Origin of the sequence: Azospirillum sp., assembly GCF_035627195.1 — a bacterium.
In the GTDB taxonomy this organism is placed as follows: domain Bacteria; phylum Pseudomonadota; class Alphaproteobacteria; order Azospirillales; family Azospirillaceae; genus Azospirillum.
Genome location: NZ_DASPMG010000417.1, coordinates 1 through 16,537, shown reverse-complemented (window position 1 = coordinate 16,537; position 16,537 = coordinate 1). Strand labels below are relative to the sequence as shown.

Sequence of the window (16,537 nt, the reverse complement as noted above, 5' to 3'; positions counted from 1 at the left end):
GGCCGGCCCGGCTGATCGCGGTTCTCGCCCTGGCGGCGCTGGCCGCCATCGCCCTGGCGCTGTCGGTGGGGGTGGGGCCGCGGGGGTGGACCGTGTCCACCGGCGCGCTCTTCGCCGACCTGCTGGACTGGCGCGGGCCGCGCGTCGCCGTCGCGGCGGCGGCCGGGGCGATGCTGGCGGCGGCCGGCATGGTGCTGCAGCGCGTCACCGCCAACCCGCTGGCGGGGCCTGAGATGCTGGGCGTGGGCAGCGGGGCCGGCGTCGGGCTGGCGGCGGCGCTGTTCGCGTTCACGGCACCCGGCCTGGGCGTGCAGGTCGCGGCCTCGGCGCTGGGCGCCACGCTGGTGCTGGGCGGCATGCTGGCGCTGTCGCGCCGCGCCGGTTTCGGGCCGGAGCGGCTGCTGCTGGCCGGCATCGCCATGGGGGCGCTGTGCAGCGCCGTGCTGACCGCCGTCATCGCCACCGGCTCGCCGCAGGCCTTCGACCTGCTGCGCTGGCTCAGCGGCTCCACCAACGAGGCGACGCCGGCGGAGGCGTGGCTGTGCGCCGCCGCGGCGGTGGCGCTGCTGGCCCCGCTGCCGTGGATGGCGCGCTGGCTGGAGATCCTGCCGCTGGGCGACGTGACCGCCCAAGCCCTCGGCCTGCCGGTGCGGCGCTGCCGCGCGGTGCTGGTGGTGCTGGCCGGGCTGCTCACCGCCGTGGCGTCGCTGTCCGTGGGGCCGCTCAGCTTCGTCGGGCTGGTGGCGCCGCATCTGGCGCGCCTGCTCGGCCTCGGCCGGCCGCTGGCGCACGGGGCGGGGGCGGTGCTGATCGGCGCCGGGCTGATGGTCGCCTCCGACTGGCTGGCCCGCACCGCCGCCTTTCCCTACCAGCTACCGCTGGGCCTGTTCGCCTCGCTTCTCGCCGGGCCGTACCTGGTCTGGCTGCTCGGCCGCGACGGCCGCACCTGACGAATTCCGATCAGCCACCCGCCACCATCGGGAAGGAAAGCATGCTCCGCCGCTTCTTCGCCTATTACCGCCCCTACAAGGGCCTGCTGGCCCTGGACGTCTGCTGCGCCGTGCTGTCCGGCCTGCTGGAGCTGGGCTTCCCCATGGCCGTGCGCTCCTTCGTCGACCAGCTGCTGCCCACCCAGGACTGGCCGCTGATCGTGCTGGCGTCGGCCGTGCTGCTGGCGGTCTACGCCGCCAACGGTGGACTGATGGCGGTGGTCGTCTACTGGGGTCACAAGCTGGGCGTCAACATCGAGACGGAGATGCGGCGCAAGAGCTTCGACCATCTGCAAAAGCTCTCCTTCCGCTTCTACGACAACAACAAGACCGGGCACCTCGTGGCCCGCGTCACCCGCGACCTGGAGGAGATCGGCGAGGTCGCCCACCACGGGCCGGAGGACCTGCTGATCGCGGTGATGACCTTCGTCGGCGCCTTCGCGCTGATGCTGGCGGTGCACGCGCCGCTGGCGCTGATCACCGCCGTGGTCGTGCCGATCGTCGCCTTCCTGACCAGCCGCTACGGCGGGCGGATGACGCAGAACTGGCAGGCGCTCTATTCCCGCGTCGGCGACTTCAACGTGCGGATCGAGGAGAACGTCGGCGGCATGCGCGTGGTGCAGGCCTTCACCAACGAGGAGCACGAACGCGCCCTGTTCGCCCGCGACAACGACCGCTACCGCCGCACCAAGCTGGACGCCTACCGCATCATGGCGGCCTCCACGACGCTCAGCTACATGAGCATGCGGCTCATCCTGATCGTCGTCATGCTGACCGGCGCGCACTACGTGCTGGCGGGGGAGCTGAGCCACGGCGGGTTCTTCGCCTTCCTGCTGCTGGTCAACGTCTTCTTCCGGCCGATCGAGAAGATCAACGCGGTCATCGAGACGTATCCCCGCGGCATCGCCGGCTTCCGCCGCTACACCGAGCTGATGGACACCGAGCCCGACGTCAAGGACACCCCCAGTGCCGTCCCCGCCCCGCCGCTCAAGGGCGACATCCGCTACGAGGGCGTCACCTTCGCCTACGGCGACGGCCGGCCGGTGCTGGAGGACGTGGACCTGACGATCGAGGCCGGCAGCACGGTGGCCTTCGTCGGCCCGTCGGGGGCCGGCAAGACGACGATCTGCTCGCTGCTGCCGCGCTTCTACGACGTGCAGGGCGGCGCCATCACCATCGACGGCATCGACGTCCGCGCCATGACGCTGGCCTCGCTGCGCCGGCAGATCGGCATCGTGCAGCAGGACGTGTTCCTGTTCGGCGGCACCATCCGCGAGAACATCGCCTACGGCCGCCTGGACGCCACGGACACCGAGATCATGGAGGCGGCGCGGCGCGCCCGCCTGGACACGCTGGTCGACCAGCTGCCCGACGGCCTGGACACCATCATCGGGGAGCGCGGCGTCAAGCTGTCGGGCGGGCAGAAGCAGCGGCTGACCATCGCGCGCATGTTCCTGAAGAACCCGCCGATCCTCATCCTGGACGAAGCCACCTCGGCGCTGGACACGCAGACCGAGCGCGAGATCCAGCAGAGCCTGCAGGAACTGGCCAAGGGCCGCACCACGCTGGTGATCGCCCACCGCCTGGCCACCATCCGCAACGCCGACCGGGTCCTCGTGGTCGGCGAGCGGGGCCACCTGACGCCGGTCATGCACGAGGAGCTGATCGCCCGCGACGGCGGCGCGTAGGTGCCCTCACGGGTCCGGCCCGGACGGGGCGACGGCCGCCGCGATCGCGTCGATCCAGGCGGCCGGGACCACGGGCCGCCAGTGGAGCGCGATGGCGCGTTCCAGGTCCAGATCGGCGACCTCCACCGCACGCACGCCGTCGCCCTGCAACGACCGGGGCGCCAGCGTGACGCCGACGCCCGCCCGGACCAGGGCCAATGCGGCGCCGTCGCTGTCGGCCACGGCGGCCACGGTCATGGCGATCCGCTCCGCCCGCAGGCGCGCCCGCGCGGCGCGCTGCCCCTCGCACTGCGCGCGGACGACGAAGGGCTCGCCGACAAGATCCTCCATGCGGACCGCGCCGGCGGCGGCGAAGCGGTGCGCCGGCGCGGTGAGGCAGACGAAGGGCTCGCGCAGCAGCACCCGTGCGTGCCCGGCCAGGGGTTCCCCGTCGTGCACCGTCAACGCCGCGTCGACGCGGCCCTGCTTCAGCCACGCCGCGATCCGGTCGGCGGCACCGATGCGGTAGCTCACCGCCGCGCGCCCCGGCTGCGTGGCGAGGGCTGAGGCGAGGGCCGCGAGCATGCGCTCCGGCAGGGTGCCCAGCACGCCCAAGCGCAGCGCCGGCAGGTCGCCGGTGCCCAGCGCCTCCGCCTTCGCCAGGTCGCACTGCCGCAGGATCTCGACGGCGCGGCGGTGGAAGCGCACGCCGGCCGGGGTCAGGCGCAGCCGCGCCCCGGCACGCTCGAACAGCGCGCAGCCCAGGTCCTCCTCCAGGGCCTTCAGCCCGGCCGACACCGACGGCTGGGTCACGTGCAGCCGCTCCGCCGCGCGGATCACGCCGCCATGGTCCACGACGGCGGTGAAGTAGCGCAGGTGCTGGATCTTCATAGAAGCCTTCTATGAACCGGATAGCATCAATCGATTTTTCTTATCATGATCCGGCTGCTAGCGTCTCCCCCAGACAGACGGAGGAGCCCGCCATGGATCAGAGCCTTGCAACGGTCGACATCCACGCCAACGGCGTCGCCCATGTGACCATGAACCGGCCGGACGCGCTGAACGCCCTCTCGCCCGACCTCATCGACGCGCTGACCGCGGCGTTCCGCACCCTGGACCGGGACGACGCGGTGCGCGTGGTCTTGCTGTCGGGCGCCGGGCGCCACTTCTGCGCGGGCGCCGACATCAAGGCGATGCTGGACATGACGGCCGCCGACGCGGTGCGCACGGCGTTCTCGGGCTGCTGCGACGCGCTGGCCGCCGTCGGCAAACCGGTCGTGGCGGCGGTGCACGGCCACGCGCTGGGCGGCGGCTGCGAACTGGTGGAGATGTGCGACGTCGTAATCGCCGCGAACGATGCCGTGTTCGGCCACCCCGAGGCCACGGTGGGCACCATGCCGGGCGCGGGCGGCACCCAGCGGCTGCCGCGCGCGCTGGGCAAGCACAAGGCGATGGACCTGCTGCTCACCGGCCGGCTGATGGACGCGGCCGAGGCGGAACGCGCCGGCCTCGTCTCCCGCGTCGTCGCGGCGGAGAACCTGCGGACGGAGGCGCGCACCGTCGCCGACCGGATCGCCGGCCTGTCGCGGCCGGTTCTGGCAATGATCAAGCAGGCCGTGCGCGACGCGTTCGAGACCCCCTTGCGCGACGGCCTGCGGCTCGAACGCGCGCTGTTCCACCGCAGCCTGACGCTCGACGACGCCCGCGAAGGTATGGCGGCGTTCCGCGACAGGCGCCCACCCGCCTTCGCGGACCACTGATACGGACGACGCTCAGGCGTTCCCGCGGTCCGGAACGGCCGGGTAGCGTCCGCCGAGCGCGGCGGTGAGGGTCCGCGCCGCGTCCAGAAGCTGCGCGCGCATGCGGGTGATCGCCGCGTCGGTGAAGCGGTCGCCGGGGCCCGACAGCGACAGGGCACCCTTCAGCGTGCCACCGGGCCCAAAGACCGGCACCGCGATGCCGGCGCAGCTGGGGTCGCGCTCGCCAATCGACACGGCGACGAAGCGCTGCCGCAGTTCCTCCGCCGCGGCGCCCGGCTCGCCGTCAAAGGCCAGCAGGACGCGCCCCGCCGCCCCCCGGCGAAGGGGCAGCACGTCGCCGGCCTGCACCCGGTCCAGCGTCGAATGGTTGGAATCGACGCGGAACAGGCAGAGGCGCGTCTCCGCGTCCTGCCGCACGTGGAAGGAGGCGCTTTCCGTCCCCGCCGCCACGAGGTCGCGCAGGATGGGCAGCACGTGTTCGCGCAGCGGATTGGCCCGCTCGTACGCCAGCCCCAGGCGGAAGGCCATGGGCCCCAGGCTGTAGCGGCTGTCGCGCAGCCGCACGACGTAGCCGGCCTGCTCCAGCGAGCCAAGGAGGCGCAGGATCGTGCTCTTGTACAGGCCGGTCGCCTGCGACAGCTGGGCCAGGGTGCGGGGTTCCGGGTGCGCCTCCAGCGCCGCCACGATCGACAGCGCGCGGTCGACCGCGGCGACGCCCTGGGACGCGCCCTGCCCTGTTTCCGAAGGCCCCAAATCCGAAGGCCCAGACTCCGAAGCCGCCACGATCCCGCTCTCCACCGTTTCCGCCCCGCTCGGCGCTCAATGGAAGCCACCAAGCGCCGCCGGTGTCAGCCGGTGGAATCGATGACCCGGCTCACCACCGGCCAGTAGTGCTGTTCATAACCGTCCTCCGCCGCCCGCTTCAAGAGCCGTTCGGCCAGCCGCGCCCCCTCCATGGGCAATCCGGCGTCGTCGCCCAGCGCCAGCGCGTAGCCGAGGTCCTTGGGCGCGTAGGCGGTGGAGAACGCCTTTTCCGGGAACACGCCGGGCAGCACCGCCTTCATGCCGTGGTTGCGCAGGGCGAAGCTGTCGGCCGACCCCTTGGACAGCGCGTCGAACAACACGGCGCCGTCCAGGCCTGCGCGGCGGCCCACGGCCAGCGCCTCCGACAGGGCGACCACCGTCTCGATCAGCACCATGTTGTTGAGGATCTTGACGATCTGCCCGCTGCCGACCGGCCCGCAATGGGTGATGTCGCTGCCCAGGCAGGCCAGCAGCGGGCGGATCGCCTCGAACGTCGCCGGGTCGGAGCCGACGGTGATGCTCAGCGTCCCTTCCTCCGCCGCCTGCCGCGTCCGGGCGATGGGGGCGTCGGCGTAGCGCACGCCCCGCTCGCCGAACGCCGCCGCCAGTTCGCGGGTGAGCGCCACCGGCGAGGTGCCGAGGTCGACGACCGTCCGCCCCGCCCCCAGCCGCGCCAGCAGCCCGTCCGCCCCCCGGCACACCTCCGCCACGTGATTGCCCGAGGGCAGGCACAGGAGGATGACGGAGCAACGCTCCGCCAGTTCGCCGATGTCCGCGGCGGCCTGCACGCCATGGTCGCGCAAGCGCGCCAGCGGCTCCGCCGCCCGGTCGAAGGCGAGCACGCCGCGCCCGCTCCTGCGCGCCAGGTTTCGGCACATCGGCTCGCCCATCACGCCCAGGCCGACGAATCCAACGGTTCCGGCGGCCTGGGCATCGTCCTTGAGGTCCATCGCGGCGCTCATCGCTTCGTCACTTCCTCACCAGCGGGCATTCGCTCTCCGACAGGGGGCGGAAGGCCTCCGCGCCGGGCGTCGTCGAGACGATGTCGTAGTAGTCGTAGGGGTACTTGGAGTGCTGCGGCGCCTTCACCTTGGCCAGATGCATGTCGTGCAGGACGCGGCCGTCCGGGCGGATGGCGACGTTCTTGTTGTACATGTCGTTGACCGGCGTCTCGTGCATCCTGGCCGCCACGACCTTCGGGTCGTCGGTGCCGGCTGCCTTGACCGCCTCCAGGTAGTGCCGCACGCCGCTGTAGACGCCGGCCTGCACCATGGTCGGCGCCTTGCCGCCGCTGGCCGCCATGAAACGCTTGGCCCAGGCGCGCGTCTCCTCCGTCTGGTCCCAGTAGAAGGAGGTGGTGATCTGCAGCCCCTGCGCCGCCTTCAGGCCCAGCGCATGGACGTCGGTGATGAAGACCAGCAGGCCGGCCAGCGACTGGCCGCTCTCGACGATGCCGAACTCGGCGGCCTGCTTGATCGCCGTCTGCACGTCGGCGCCCGATGTCGCCAGCCCGACGACCTTGGCCTTCGACGCCTGGGCCTGCAGCAGGTAGGAGGAGAAGTCGTTGGTGCCCAGCGGATGGAAGACCGACCCTAGGACCCGGCCGCCGCTGCGCTCGATCGACTTGGTGGTGTCGCGCGCCAGCGCGTGGCCGAAAGCATAGTCGGCGCCGATGAAGAACCAGTCCTTGCCGCCCGATTCCGTCACCGCCTTGCCGGTGATCTTCGACAGCGCGTAGGTGTCGTAGTTGAAGTGGAAGCTGGTCGGCGCACAGAACTTGCCGGTGAAATCCGACGATCCGGGGCCGGACACGATGAAGATGCGCCCGTTGCCGCGGATGACCTCCTGGATGGCGAAGCCGGCCGACGACGCAGCACCGTCGGCGATGACGTCCACCCCCTCGTTCTCGATCCAGCGCCGGGCGGTGGCCGAGGCGATGTCCGCCTTGTTCTGGTGGTCGGCCGCGATCACCTCGATCGGCTTGCCCAGCACCTTGTTGCCGAAATCCTCCGCCGCCAGCCGCGCGGCGATGACCGAGCCCAGGCCGCCGTTGTCGGCGAACACGCCGGACTGGTCGTTCAGCACGCCGATCCTGATGGCGCCGCTGCCGGCCAGGGCCGGCGCCGTCGGGGCGAGTGCCGCCAGAAGGATGGCGGAGAGGGCGATGCAGCTTCTTTTCACGTGTTCCTCCCTTGTACCGTTCGCCAACGTTCTGTTTGACAGAACGATTGTTCTCTTTATAAGGTCCGTTCTAAGCTCGATCGGGGGCTCTGGCAAGGTCCATGTGCAGCCCGCCTGCGGGGCACGCCTCCGGTACGATCACCCGGGCCACAACAATGAGAGGGGGGAGGACCATGCGGGTGCCCGACTACGAGGTGTTCGCCTTGCGCTACGGCTCGATGGACCGGCGGGTCGCCGACAACTTCCTGATGCGCGCCGCGCTCGACGACCATGACGGCCCCATGCCGCTCGACTTCTTCCTGTGGGCGATCGTCGGCGGCGGACGCGTGGTGGTGGTCGACACCGGGTTCGGCGAGGCGGTCGCGGATAAGCGCGGGCGCAGGCTGATCCGCCACCCGGTGGACATGCTGGCACGCCTCGGCGTCGACGCGGCGGCGGTGCCCGACGTGGTGATCACGCACCTGCACTACGACCACGCCGGCAGCCTCGACCGCTTCGGCGCGGCCACCTTCCACCTTCAGGACGCCGAGATGGCCTACGCCACCGGCCGCTGCATGTGCCACGGCGCCCTGCGCCACGCCTTCGAGGTCGAGGACGTGGTGGCGATGGTGCGCAAGGTCCACGCCGGCCGCGTGCGCTTCCACGACGGCGATGCGGAGCTGGCGCCGGGCATCACGCTGCACCGGATCGGCGGGCACACCGCCGGGCTGCAGGTGGTGCGGGTGCACACCGGACGCGGCTGGGTGGTGCTGGCCGCCGACGCCGCGCACTATTACGGCAACCTGGACGGCAACCCCTTCCCGCTGGTGCACGACGTCGCCGCCATGCTGGAGGGGCACCGACGGCTCGGCGAACTGGCCGACTCCCCCGACCACATCGTGCCCGGCCACGACCCGCTGGTGCTGGAACGCTATCCGCGCCACCCGGCGGGACCGGAGGACATCGCCTGCCTGCACCTGGAGCCCACGGCGGGCTGAACCCACCATCGAAAAGGTTTGCGAACCATGAGTTCCTATCCTGAGCTGCGCCTCCTGATCGGCGGTTCATGGCGGCCGGGACGCGCCGGGCAACCGGTCGTCAACCCGGCGGACGAGAGCACGCTGGGCCTGCTGCCGCACGCCGGCCCGGCCGACCTCGCCGACGCGCTGGCGGCGGCGGAGGCCGGCCTGAAGGTCTGGCGCCGGACGGCGCCGGCCGAGCGGGCGCGCATCATCCTGCGCGCCGCCGCCCTGCTGCGCGAACGGGTCGACGACGCCGCCCTGGCGATGACGCTGGAACAGGGCAAGCCGATCGGCCAGTCGCGCCTGGAAGTGCTGCGCGCCTGCGACATCATCGAATGGGACGCCAACGAGGGACGTCGCCTCTACGGCCGCGTCATCCCGGCCGAACCCGGCATGCGGCACACCGTCCTGCGCGAGCCGATCGGCGTGGTGGCGGCCTTCTCGCCCTGGAACTTCCCGGTCAGTTCACCCGCGCGCAAGGTGGCGGGTGCCTTGTCGGCCGGCTGCTCCATCATCCTCAAGGCGTCGGAGGAGACGCCGGCGGGCGCGGTGCAGCTCGCCCAGGCGTTCGTCGACGCGGGCCTCCCGCCCGGCGTGCTGAACCTGGTGTTCGGCGACCCGGCGGAAATCTCCTCCTTCCTGATCGCCCAGCCGGCGGTGCGCCTCGTCACCTTCACCGGCTCGGTGCCGGTGGGCAAGCATCTGGCCGAGCTGGCCGGCCGGCACATGAAGCCGGCGATCATGGAACTGGGCGGGCACGGGCCGGTGATCGTCTGCGACGACGTGGACCCGGAGGCAACGGCCGTCGCCTCGGTCCTGTCCAAGACGCGCAACGCCGGTCAGGTCTGCGTGGCGCCGACCCGCTTCTTCGTGCACGACCGGATCTACGATCGCTTCGTCGCCGCGGCCGGGGCGCGCGCCGCGGCCCTGCGCGTCGGCGACGGGCGGGACGAGGCGACGGAGTTGGGGCCGCTCGCCAACCCGCGCCGGCTGGCCGCCATGGAATCGCTGGTCGCCGATGCCCTGGCGCGCGGCGCCCGGCTGGTGGCGGGCGGCGAGCGCATCGGCACGAAGGGCTATTACTTCCCGCTGACCGTGCTGGCCGACATGCCGGACGACGCCCGCGCCATGAACGAGGAGCCGTTCGGCCCGCTGATGCTGATCCAGCGCGTGCGCAGCCTGGAGGAGGCGATCGCCAAGGCGAACGCCCTGCCCTTCGGCCTCGCCGCCTACGCCTTCACGGAATCGGCGGCGAACGTCGCGGCGCTGTCGGACGAGGTGGCGTGCGGCAACCTGTCGATCAACCACTTCGTCGCTTCGATCGCCGAAACGCCGTTCGGCGGCGTGAAGGACAGCGGCTATGGCCGCGAAGGCGGCACCGAGGGGCTGACGGAATACACCGTCGTGAAGTGCGTGTCGCACCGCACGCCGGTCCCGCGGGCCTGACGGCGGCGGGGAGCCGGCCGGGCGGCGTGTCCACCACCCGGCCGGCGCGCGTCAGTTGCCCAGCACCAGGATGTCGGTGTGGCTCAGTGTGCGGACGTTGAGCGTGGCGATGGCCACCGCCGCCCCGACACCCGAGCCGTCGGCGTCGAACGACAGCACGCCGCTGCGCGTGTTGAACACGAACTGGGCGCCCGCCGTGGTCGGGTTGTCCAAGGCGAAGTGGCCGGCCGACAAGGCCCCCGCCGGGATGGACCCGAAGTTCGGGCCGGCCACGGCGATCCTGTCCTCGCCCAAGGTGAAGTCGGCGATCACGTCGCCGCCCTCCTGCGGCGCCCCGATGCGGAAGATGTCCGCGCCCAGGCCGCCGGTCAGCGTGTCGGCGCCCAGGTTGCCGGCCAGCACGTCGTTGCCCTGGCCGCCGAACAGCACGTCGTTGTCCTGCCCACCGAACAGCGTGTCGCTGCCCAGCTGTCCGTAAAGCACGTCACTGGCGCGGTTGCCGTAGAGAACGTCGCCGTCCTGGCCTCCGAACAGGGTGTCGGCATCCTGGCCGCCGAACAGGGTGTCCAGGCCCTGGTTGCCGTAGACAACGTCGTCCTGCTGGTTGCCGTACAGCACGTCGTTGCCGATGCCGCCGGTCACCGTGTCCAGCCCAGTGTCGCCGTACAGCACGTCGTCGCCGCCTTCCGAGCCGACGAAGTCGTTGCCGCCGCCGCCGCGCAGCGTGTCGTCGTCGGCCCCCAGCACCATCCACTGATCGGCACTGTCGCCGGCGACCACCTGCGAGCCCTCGCCGCCGGTCACCCGCACGGCGCCGACCACGGCGGCGAACTCAACGTTCTGCAGCTGGATGACGGTGCCGCTGGGCAGGCTGGAGGCGTCGATCACCACCGCCTGCTGCTGCGCGCCCGTGCCGCCGGCCGAAGGGGTGCCGGAGATGACGATCGGCTGGGCCGGCGGGGCCGCCGGATTGGCGACGGTCGGCACGATGGTGCGCACCGTCAGGTTGGTGGTGGGCGGCAGCACGTCGAGGAAGCTCTGGCCGATGCCGGTCATCGCCGATTGGTCGCCTGGCTGGTTCTGCGTGCGGTTCTGGATGGCGCGGATCAGGCCCTGCACGCCCTGGGCGGTGGAGGTGGTGCTTTCCACCGTCAGGCCGACGCCGACCGGGACGTGCGCCTCCAGCACCGCCTGGCCGGCGGTGTCGCGGGCCAGCGGAATGTCGGCGTTGGGGGTGGCGGCGTTCTGCTCCGTGCGGCCGGCGGTGACGACGGGCACCACCAGCATGTCCGTGCGGGTGCCGTCGCTGGCGGTCTGCGTCGTCTGCTGCACGGTGACGCCGTCCACCGTCTGCGTCGTCGTGTTCGGCGTGCCGGAGCCGCCACCGCCACCGTCGCCCCCCGTGCTGGGGGGAGCCGGGGTGAAGGCGCTGATCTCGTTGCCGGAGATCCGGAGGTTCGACGTCGAGAAGACGCCGGCCAGGTTGATGGTCAGTTCCGCCGCGGCGCTGTTGCCGTCCAGGTCGATGTCGAGCCGGGTGACGTTGGACACCGTGCTGACCTTGACGCCGTGCGCGGCCAGCGTGGTGCCGATGCCGCCGCTGAGCGTCGCGCCGTTGACGCGGATGACGTCGCCGATGGCGAAGTCGCCGATGCTGTCCACCGCCGTGCCGTCGGCCGCCGCGTAGCCGAACACGTCGCTGCCGGCACCACCGTACAGCACGTCGTTGCCGGCCCCGCCCGACAGCGTGTCGGCGCCGCCGCCGCCGTACAGCGTGTCGTTGCCGATGAAGCCGCCGATGACGTCGGCGCCCGCCCCGCCGGTGATCGCGTCGCTTCCCTCACCGCCGGAGATGGTGACGTTGGCGGTCTGCGCGTAATTGATGGTCAGCGCGCCCCGCGCGTCGGAGCCGTCGATGCGCGCCACGCTCGCGGCGAAGCCGCCGACCGTGGCCTGCATGCCGCCGCGGATGCGCACGTCGGTGAGGCCGGTGGCGTTGGACAGGTCGACCACGCTGGGCCCGCTCTCGCCGTTCAGCCACAGGGCCTCGACGCCGGAGAGGGTGAAGGCGCCGGTGGTGGCGTTGAGGCCGGAGGCGGAGGCGTTCACCGTATCGTTGCCGGCGCCGCCGCTGATGGTGTCGGCGTTGGTCAGCGTGCCGTAGAACTTGAAGATGTCGTTGCCGGCCCCGCCCATGACCAGCACGTCGGCGGCCTCACCCAGGTTGAGGTTGAGCGCGCCCATGGCGTTGCTGCCGTCGATCCGCGTCACCGTGCTGATGATGTCGGACACCGCCAGGTTGCTGCTGCCGGCCAGGTTCAGCGTGGTCAGGCCGTTGGCGTTGGTCAGCATGATGGTGCTGGCCGCGTCGTAGCCGGTCAGTTCCAGCGTCTCGACGCCGTTCAGCTGCAGGCTGCCGGAGGACTCGCTCAGGCCGGTCACAAAGGCGGAGACGGTGTCGTCGCCCGCCCCGCCGCTGATCGTGTCGGCGCTGGTCAGCGTGGTGCCGAGGTCGAACGTGTCGTTGCCCGCCCCGCCCTTGAGCCGCACGTTGGCGGCGCCGGACAGCGTGATGGACTGGGCGCCCGTGGCGGTGCCGGAGTCAATGGTGGTGACGCTGCCGCCGACGCCGGAAAGGTACAACAGGGCGCTGCCGGCGACCTTGACCGTGTTGAGGCCGGTGGCGCTGGCCAGCGAGATCTGGTTGGCCGAGCCGCTGCTGGTCAGGTCCAGCACCTCGACGTCGGCCAGGCGCAGGGTGCCGGCGCTGCCGGACAGGTTGCTCAGGGTGGCGGTGAGGGTGTCGTTGCCGTTGCCGCCGCTGATGGTGTCGTTAGCGTTCAGCGAGGTGCCGAAGGCGAAGACGTCGTCGCTGCCGCCGCCGGTCGCCGCCACGTTGCCGCCGGTGAATGTGGCGTCCAGCGTGCCGGCGCCGGTGAGGCCGGAGGCGTCGACGTTCACCGAGGCGTTGGTGATGACGTGCGTGCCCGCCCCCACCGGCTTGAGGGTAGAGGACGAGACGTTCTGCGCGTTGAAGGTGGCAGTGTTGCCGCTGGCGACCGTGAGGTTGAGGTTCTCCCAGCCCGCCAGCGTCGCGGCCCCGGTGGTCTGGCCGTTGGCCAGCGTAGCGTTCAGCGTGTCGGTGCCGTCGCCGGCGTCGACGTTGTCGCCCGTGTTGATGGTGCTGGTCGTGGCGGAGGCGGTCAGCGCGTTGCCGCCGGTGTCGGTGTACGTGTCGGTGCCGGTGGTGAACAGCGGCGCCCGCAGGGCGATGTCGCCGCCCGACAGGGCGAAGTCGGCGGCCGAGAAGGCCCCTGCCAGCCTGACGGTCACGTCGGGACCGAGGGCGCCGTCGGTGTCGATGAACAGCCGCGTGACGCCGCCCGATTGGAAGACCTGCACGGAGTGGGCGGCGACTTCGCCGCCGTCGCCGTCGGTGATGGTGCCGCTGCTGAAGTCGGCGTTGTTCACGCGGATGACGTCGCCCAGCGCCAGGTCGGCGACGAGGGCGGAGCCGGTGTTGGACGCGTCGAACAGGTACACGTCGTTGCCGTCGCCGCCCGACAGGGTGTCGTTGCCGTCGCCGCCGTCCAGCGTGTCGTTGCCGGCACCGCCCAGCAGGCTGTCCTCGCCGCCGTCGCCCGTCAGCACGTCATGGCCGCCGGCACCCGACAGCGTGTCGTTGCCGATGCCGCCCATCATGGTTTCCCGGCCGCCGCCGCCGACGATCAGGTCGTGGCCGATGCCGGCGGTCACGCCCCAATCGGCGTCCGAGGAGCCGCCGTATTCGATGCGCTCGACATTCGCGACGTTGTTGAGGTTGATCGTGCCGCTGGGCGCCATCAGGCGGATGACGTCGTAGCCGTTGCCGCCGTTGATCGATTCGTCCGACGTGAAGTCGGTGTTGGTGTCGATAACGATGACGTCGTTGCCGTCACCGCCCAGCAGCGTGTCCTTGCCGGCACCGCCATGCAGGACGTCCTCGCCGACGCCGCCATAGAGGCTGTCGTCGCCGCCGAGGCCGGAGAGCGTGTCGTTGCCGTTGCCGCCGGCCATCGTCTCGTTGCCGCCGCTGCCGGCGATCACGTCGTTCCCACCGGTGCCCGTGACGGCCCAGTCGGCGCCCGCGTCGGCGTTGCCGTACTCGATACGCTCGATGCCCTCGGCATTGGAGAAGTCGTACGCGCCGCTGGGCGAAAGGACGCGGATGGTGTCGGTCCCGGCGCCGCCGTCGATGACGTACTCGTACTGGCTGAACTCGCTGCTGCCGGAAATGACGATCACGTCGTCGCCGTTGCCGCCGCGCAGCTCGTCTTCGTCCGCGCCGCCCGACAGGGTGTCGTTGCCGTCGCCGCCCTCCAGCGTGTCGGGGCCGGCGTTGCCCCACAGCACGTCGTGGCCGTCCATGCCCAGGATGCCGTCGTCGCCACCGCCGCCGGAGAGCGTGTCGTCGCCGGCCGAGCCGGAAAAGTAATCCCCGATGCCGGTGCCGATGATGACGCCGGGGCTGTCCAGGAAGGTCTGGTCGATGCCGGCCAGGACCGCGGCGGCCGACAGGTCGAAGGTACCACCGCCGGTGAGTACCAGCTTGTCGCCGAATCCGTTGCCCGCATTGATCGTCGACCCGGCGAGGTAGGCGGCGGTCGTGGAGATGGTGTCGTCTCCGGTGGTGGCCGTCGTATTGCCTTGAACGTTCACGCCGGTCAGCGTGTTGGCGTTCGCTCCGGTCAGCGTCAGTTGGGCCATGGCGGTGGGTTCTCGAATCGATGGAAGGTGGTTCAGATGGGGGCAACCAATGATTATTGGTTGTATCTCCAGGCAGACGCCGGCCCATGTTCGCGCGGGAGCGCCGGCCATGCGTTTGCCTGGAATTACACCAAAGGTCGTATACTGCTGACCAGTGGGTCAAGCATACAAAGGCAACGCAATGTAACGATAGCTGTGACAACTTGCGCGCCGACAGTAACGGCCGGGCGCTTCTTGTCGGCGATACAACTGTTGGAAGCGCCGTTTCAGCCCGGCGTGCCGGTCGCGGGTGGAGCCAGGTGCGCCACGTCGGCAAAGTCGCGGGCTTCCCGCAGGCCCTCCGGCACCATCGCGTCCGCCGGCAGGGCGAGCAGGTTGATGTCGGTCGTGGGGCCGTAGATGTTCCGGGTCTCGCCCCGGAAATTGGCCGGGTTGAAGTGCGGCTCGCAGTGCCACCACGCGCGGTAGCCCAGCCGGTCCAGCCGCTCCTTCACGGCCAGGAAGCGGTCCTCGCGGTTCGCCTCGATGTAGAGGGCCGGGCGCAGCCGCCCGATCACCGCGCCGAAGCCGTCGAGGGCGAGGGGCTCGGCACCCTCGATGTCCATCTTGACGACGCGGCAGCGGTCGAGCGTGGCCAGGACGGAATCCAGCCGGACCTTCGGCGTGTTGCGCGGCGACGCCGGGGAGCTGGCGACGGCGGGGATGGCGAAACTTCCTGAATTGCGCCAGTCCGCCGGTCGCTGTTCGTTCAGCCGGGCGCCGCCGTCGCGGTCGGCGACGATGGCGTTGAAGGCGTGGACGTTGAGCAGGCCGTTGATGGCGATGTTGGCGCACAGCACGTTGTGCACCATGCGCTGCGCCTCGAAGGCCAGCACGCAGCCGCGGTCGCCGACGGCGCGCGCCATCGCCAGGCTGACGGTGCCGATGTGGGCGCCGACGTCGACGGCGACATCCCCCGGCCGCAGGATCCGAGAGAGCATCCGGACCTCCTGCTCGGCCCACTCGCCGTAGAGGGTGAGCATGCGGCCGATCATGTCCTGCCCGCTGCACAGGAAGGTCCCGTGCCGGCTGGGCACCGCCACGAGCGGCGAGCCAGGCAAGGCGGTGATACCGGCGGGTTTGGCGGCGGGCATGGTGAGGCTCGAACGGAGGGCGGCATCGTCCATAACGGGCTGGTGCCGCCCGGCGTTTCAATGGGCATCGGGAGCGCATCGGCACCCCCGGCGCCGATCAGCCCGGCAACACCAGGATGTCGGTGTGGCTGAGCGTGCGGACGTTGAGCGTGGCGATGGCCACCGCCGCCCCGACACCCGAGCCGTCGGCGTCGAACGACAGCACGCCGTTGCGCGTGTTGAACACGAACTGAGCGCCCGCCGTGGTCGGGTTGTCCAAGGCGAAGTGGCTCGCCGACAGGTTACCCGCCGGGATCGCCCCGAAGTTCGGCCCCACCACGGCGATCCTGTCCTCGCCCAAGGTGAAGTCGGCAATCACGTCGCCGCCTTCCTGCGGCGCGCCGACGCGGAAGATGTCCGCGCCAAGGCCGCCGGTCAGCGTGTCGGAGCCGAGGTTGCCGGCCAGCACGTCGTCGCCCTGGCCGCCGAACAGCACGTCGTTGTCCTGGCCGCCGAACAGCGTGTCGCTGCCCAACTGCCCGTACAGCACGTCACTGGCGCGGTTGCCGTACAGCACGTCGCCGTCCTGCCCGCCGAACACGGTGTCGGCATCCTGGCCGCCGAACAGCGTGTCCAGGCCCTGGTTGCCGTAGACAACGTCGTCCTGCTGGTTGCCGTACAGCGCGTCGTTGCCGATGCCGCCGGTCACCGTGTCCAGCCCGGTGTCGCCGTACAGCACGTCGTCGCCGCCTTCGGATCCCACGAAGTCGTTGCCGCCGCCGCCGTGCAGCGTGTCGTCGTCCGCACCCAGCACCATCCACTGGTCGGCGC

Annotated in this window: 12 protein-coding genes; 5 read left to right on the top strand and 7 right to left on the bottom strand. The window is 71.2% G+C overall.

Annotated features, from left to right (window positions below; genetic code table 11):
- Together VED21_RS35990 and VED21_RS35985 are read left to right on the top strand one after the other, a co-directional pair.
- Positions 1-950 (top strand): iron chelate uptake ABC transporter family permease subunit (locus tag VED21_RS35990; protein ID WP_324890824.1); only part of this gene is annotated, 950 nt, incomplete at its 5' end.
- 41 nt (positions 951-991) lie between these two features.
- Complete coding sequence (locus tag VED21_RS35985) at positions 992-2,677, top strand: ABC transporter ATP-binding protein (protein WP_324890823.1); 1,686 nt, start codon at positions 992-994, stop codon at positions 2,675-2,677.
- 6 nt (positions 2,678-2,683) lie between these two features.
- Here the strand turns inward: VED21_RS35985 and VED21_RS35980 are convergent, their stop codons facing one another.
- Positions 2,684-3,547 (bottom strand): LysR family transcriptional regulator, encoded by an 864-nt coding sequence (locus VED21_RS35980; protein WP_324890821.1) that lies wholly within the window; start codon positions 3,545-3,547, stop codon positions 2,684-2,686.
- Positions 3,548-3,639: 92 nt separating this feature from the next.
- Between VED21_RS35980 and VED21_RS35975 the strand changes: the two genes are divergently transcribed.
- Complete coding sequence (locus VED21_RS35975; protein ID WP_324890819.1) at positions 3,640-4,416, top strand: enoyl-CoA hydratase-related protein; 777 nt, start codon at positions 3,640-3,642, stop codon at positions 4,414-4,416.
- A gap of 12 nt (positions 4,417-4,428) precedes the next feature.
- Here VED21_RS35975 and VED21_RS35970 read toward each other — a convergent pair whose 3' ends face one another.
- The 3 genes from VED21_RS35970 to VED21_RS35960 all read right to left on the bottom strand — a co-directional run bounded on the left by VED21_RS35970 (position 4,429) and on the right by VED21_RS35960 (position 7,401).
- Positions 4,429-5,169: an IclR family transcriptional regulator gene (locus VED21_RS35970; RefSeq protein WP_324890817.1), complete on the bottom strand. Its 741-nt coding sequence runs from the start codon at positions 5,167-5,169 to the stop codon at positions 4,429-4,431.
- Between the two features lie 95 nt (positions 5,170-5,264).
- Positions 5,265-6,182, bottom strand: a complete 918-nt coding sequence (locus tag VED21_RS35965) for an NAD(P)-dependent oxidoreductase (protein WP_324890815.1) — start codon at positions 6,180-6,182, stop codon at positions 5,265-5,267.
- A gap of 7 nt (positions 6,183-6,189) precedes the next feature.
- Positions 6,190-7,401, bottom strand: coding sequence for an ABC transporter substrate-binding protein (locus VED21_RS35960; RefSeq protein ID WP_324890813.1), 1,212 nt, complete (start codon positions 7,399-7,401; stop codon positions 6,190-6,192).
- A 173-nt stretch (positions 7,402-7,574) separates the two neighbouring features.
- On the opposite strand from VED21_RS35960, the gene VED21_RS35955 reads away from it, so the two are divergent.
- Positions 7,575-8,378: an N-acyl homoserine lactonase family protein gene (locus tag VED21_RS35955; RefSeq protein WP_324890811.1), complete on the top strand. Its 804-nt coding sequence runs from the start codon at positions 7,575-7,577 to the stop codon at positions 8,376-8,378.
- A gap of 27 nt (positions 8,379-8,405) precedes the next feature.
- Positions 8,406-9,848 carry an NAD-dependent succinate-semialdehyde dehydrogenase gene (locus VED21_RS35950; RefSeq protein WP_324890809.1) on the top strand — a complete coding sequence of 481 codons (1,443 nt, stop codon included), beginning with the start codon at positions 8,406-8,408 and terminating at the stop codon, positions 9,846-9,848.
- A 51-nt stretch (positions 9,849-9,899) separates the two neighbouring features.
- Here VED21_RS35950 and VED21_RS35945 read toward each other — a convergent pair whose 3' ends face one another.
- From VED21_RS35945 to VED21_RS35935, 3 genes are all read right to left on the bottom strand, one after another.
- Positions 9,900-14,594 (bottom strand): hypothetical protein, encoded by a 4,695-nt coding sequence (locus tag VED21_RS35945; RefSeq protein WP_324890807.1) that lies wholly within the window; start codon positions 14,592-14,594, stop codon positions 9,900-9,902.
- A 266-nt stretch (positions 14,595-14,860) separates the two neighbouring features.
- Positions 14,861-15,727: an FkbM family methyltransferase gene (locus VED21_RS35940; protein WP_324890805.1), complete on the bottom strand. Its 867-nt coding sequence runs from the start codon at positions 15,725-15,727 to the stop codon at positions 14,861-14,863.
- 97 nt (positions 15,728-15,824) lie between these two features.
- A partial coding sequence (locus VED21_RS35935; RefSeq protein WP_324890803.1) for a calcium-binding protein occupies positions 15,825-16,537 on the bottom strand: 713 nt, incomplete at its 5' end.

Bases quoted from the DNA above. Each gene is read 5' to 3' on its own strand.
- VED21_RS35985 (WP_324890823.1), top strand. From the start codon at position 992: ATGCTCCGCCGCTTCTTCGCCTATTACCGCCCCTACAAGGGCCTGCTG.
- VED21_RS35980 (WP_324890821.1), bottom strand. From the start codon at position 3,547: ATGAAGATCCAGCACCTGCGCTACTTCACCGCCGTCGTGGACCATGGC.
- VED21_RS35975 (WP_324890819.1), top strand. From the start codon at position 3,640: ATGGATCAGAGCCTTGCAACGGTCGACATCCACGCCAACGGCGTCGCC.
- VED21_RS35965 (WP_324890815.1), bottom strand. From the start codon at position 6,182: ATGAGCGCCGCGATGGACCTCAAGGACGATGCCCAGGCCGCCGGAACC.
- VED21_RS35955 (WP_324890811.1), top strand. From the start codon at position 7,575: ATGCGGGTGCCCGACTACGAGGTGTTCGCCTTGCGCTACGGCTCGATG.
- VED21_RS35950 (WP_324890809.1), top strand. From the start codon at position 8,406: ATGAGTTCCTATCCTGAGCTGCGCCTCCTGATCGGCGGTTCATGGCGG.
- VED21_RS35945 (WP_324890807.1), bottom strand. From the start codon at position 14,594: ATGGCCCAACTGACGCTGACCGGAGCGAACGCCAACACGCTGACCGGC.
- VED21_RS35940 (WP_324890805.1), bottom strand. From the start codon at position 15,727: ATGCCCGCCGCCAAACCCGCCGGTATCACCGCCTTGCCTGGCTCGCCG.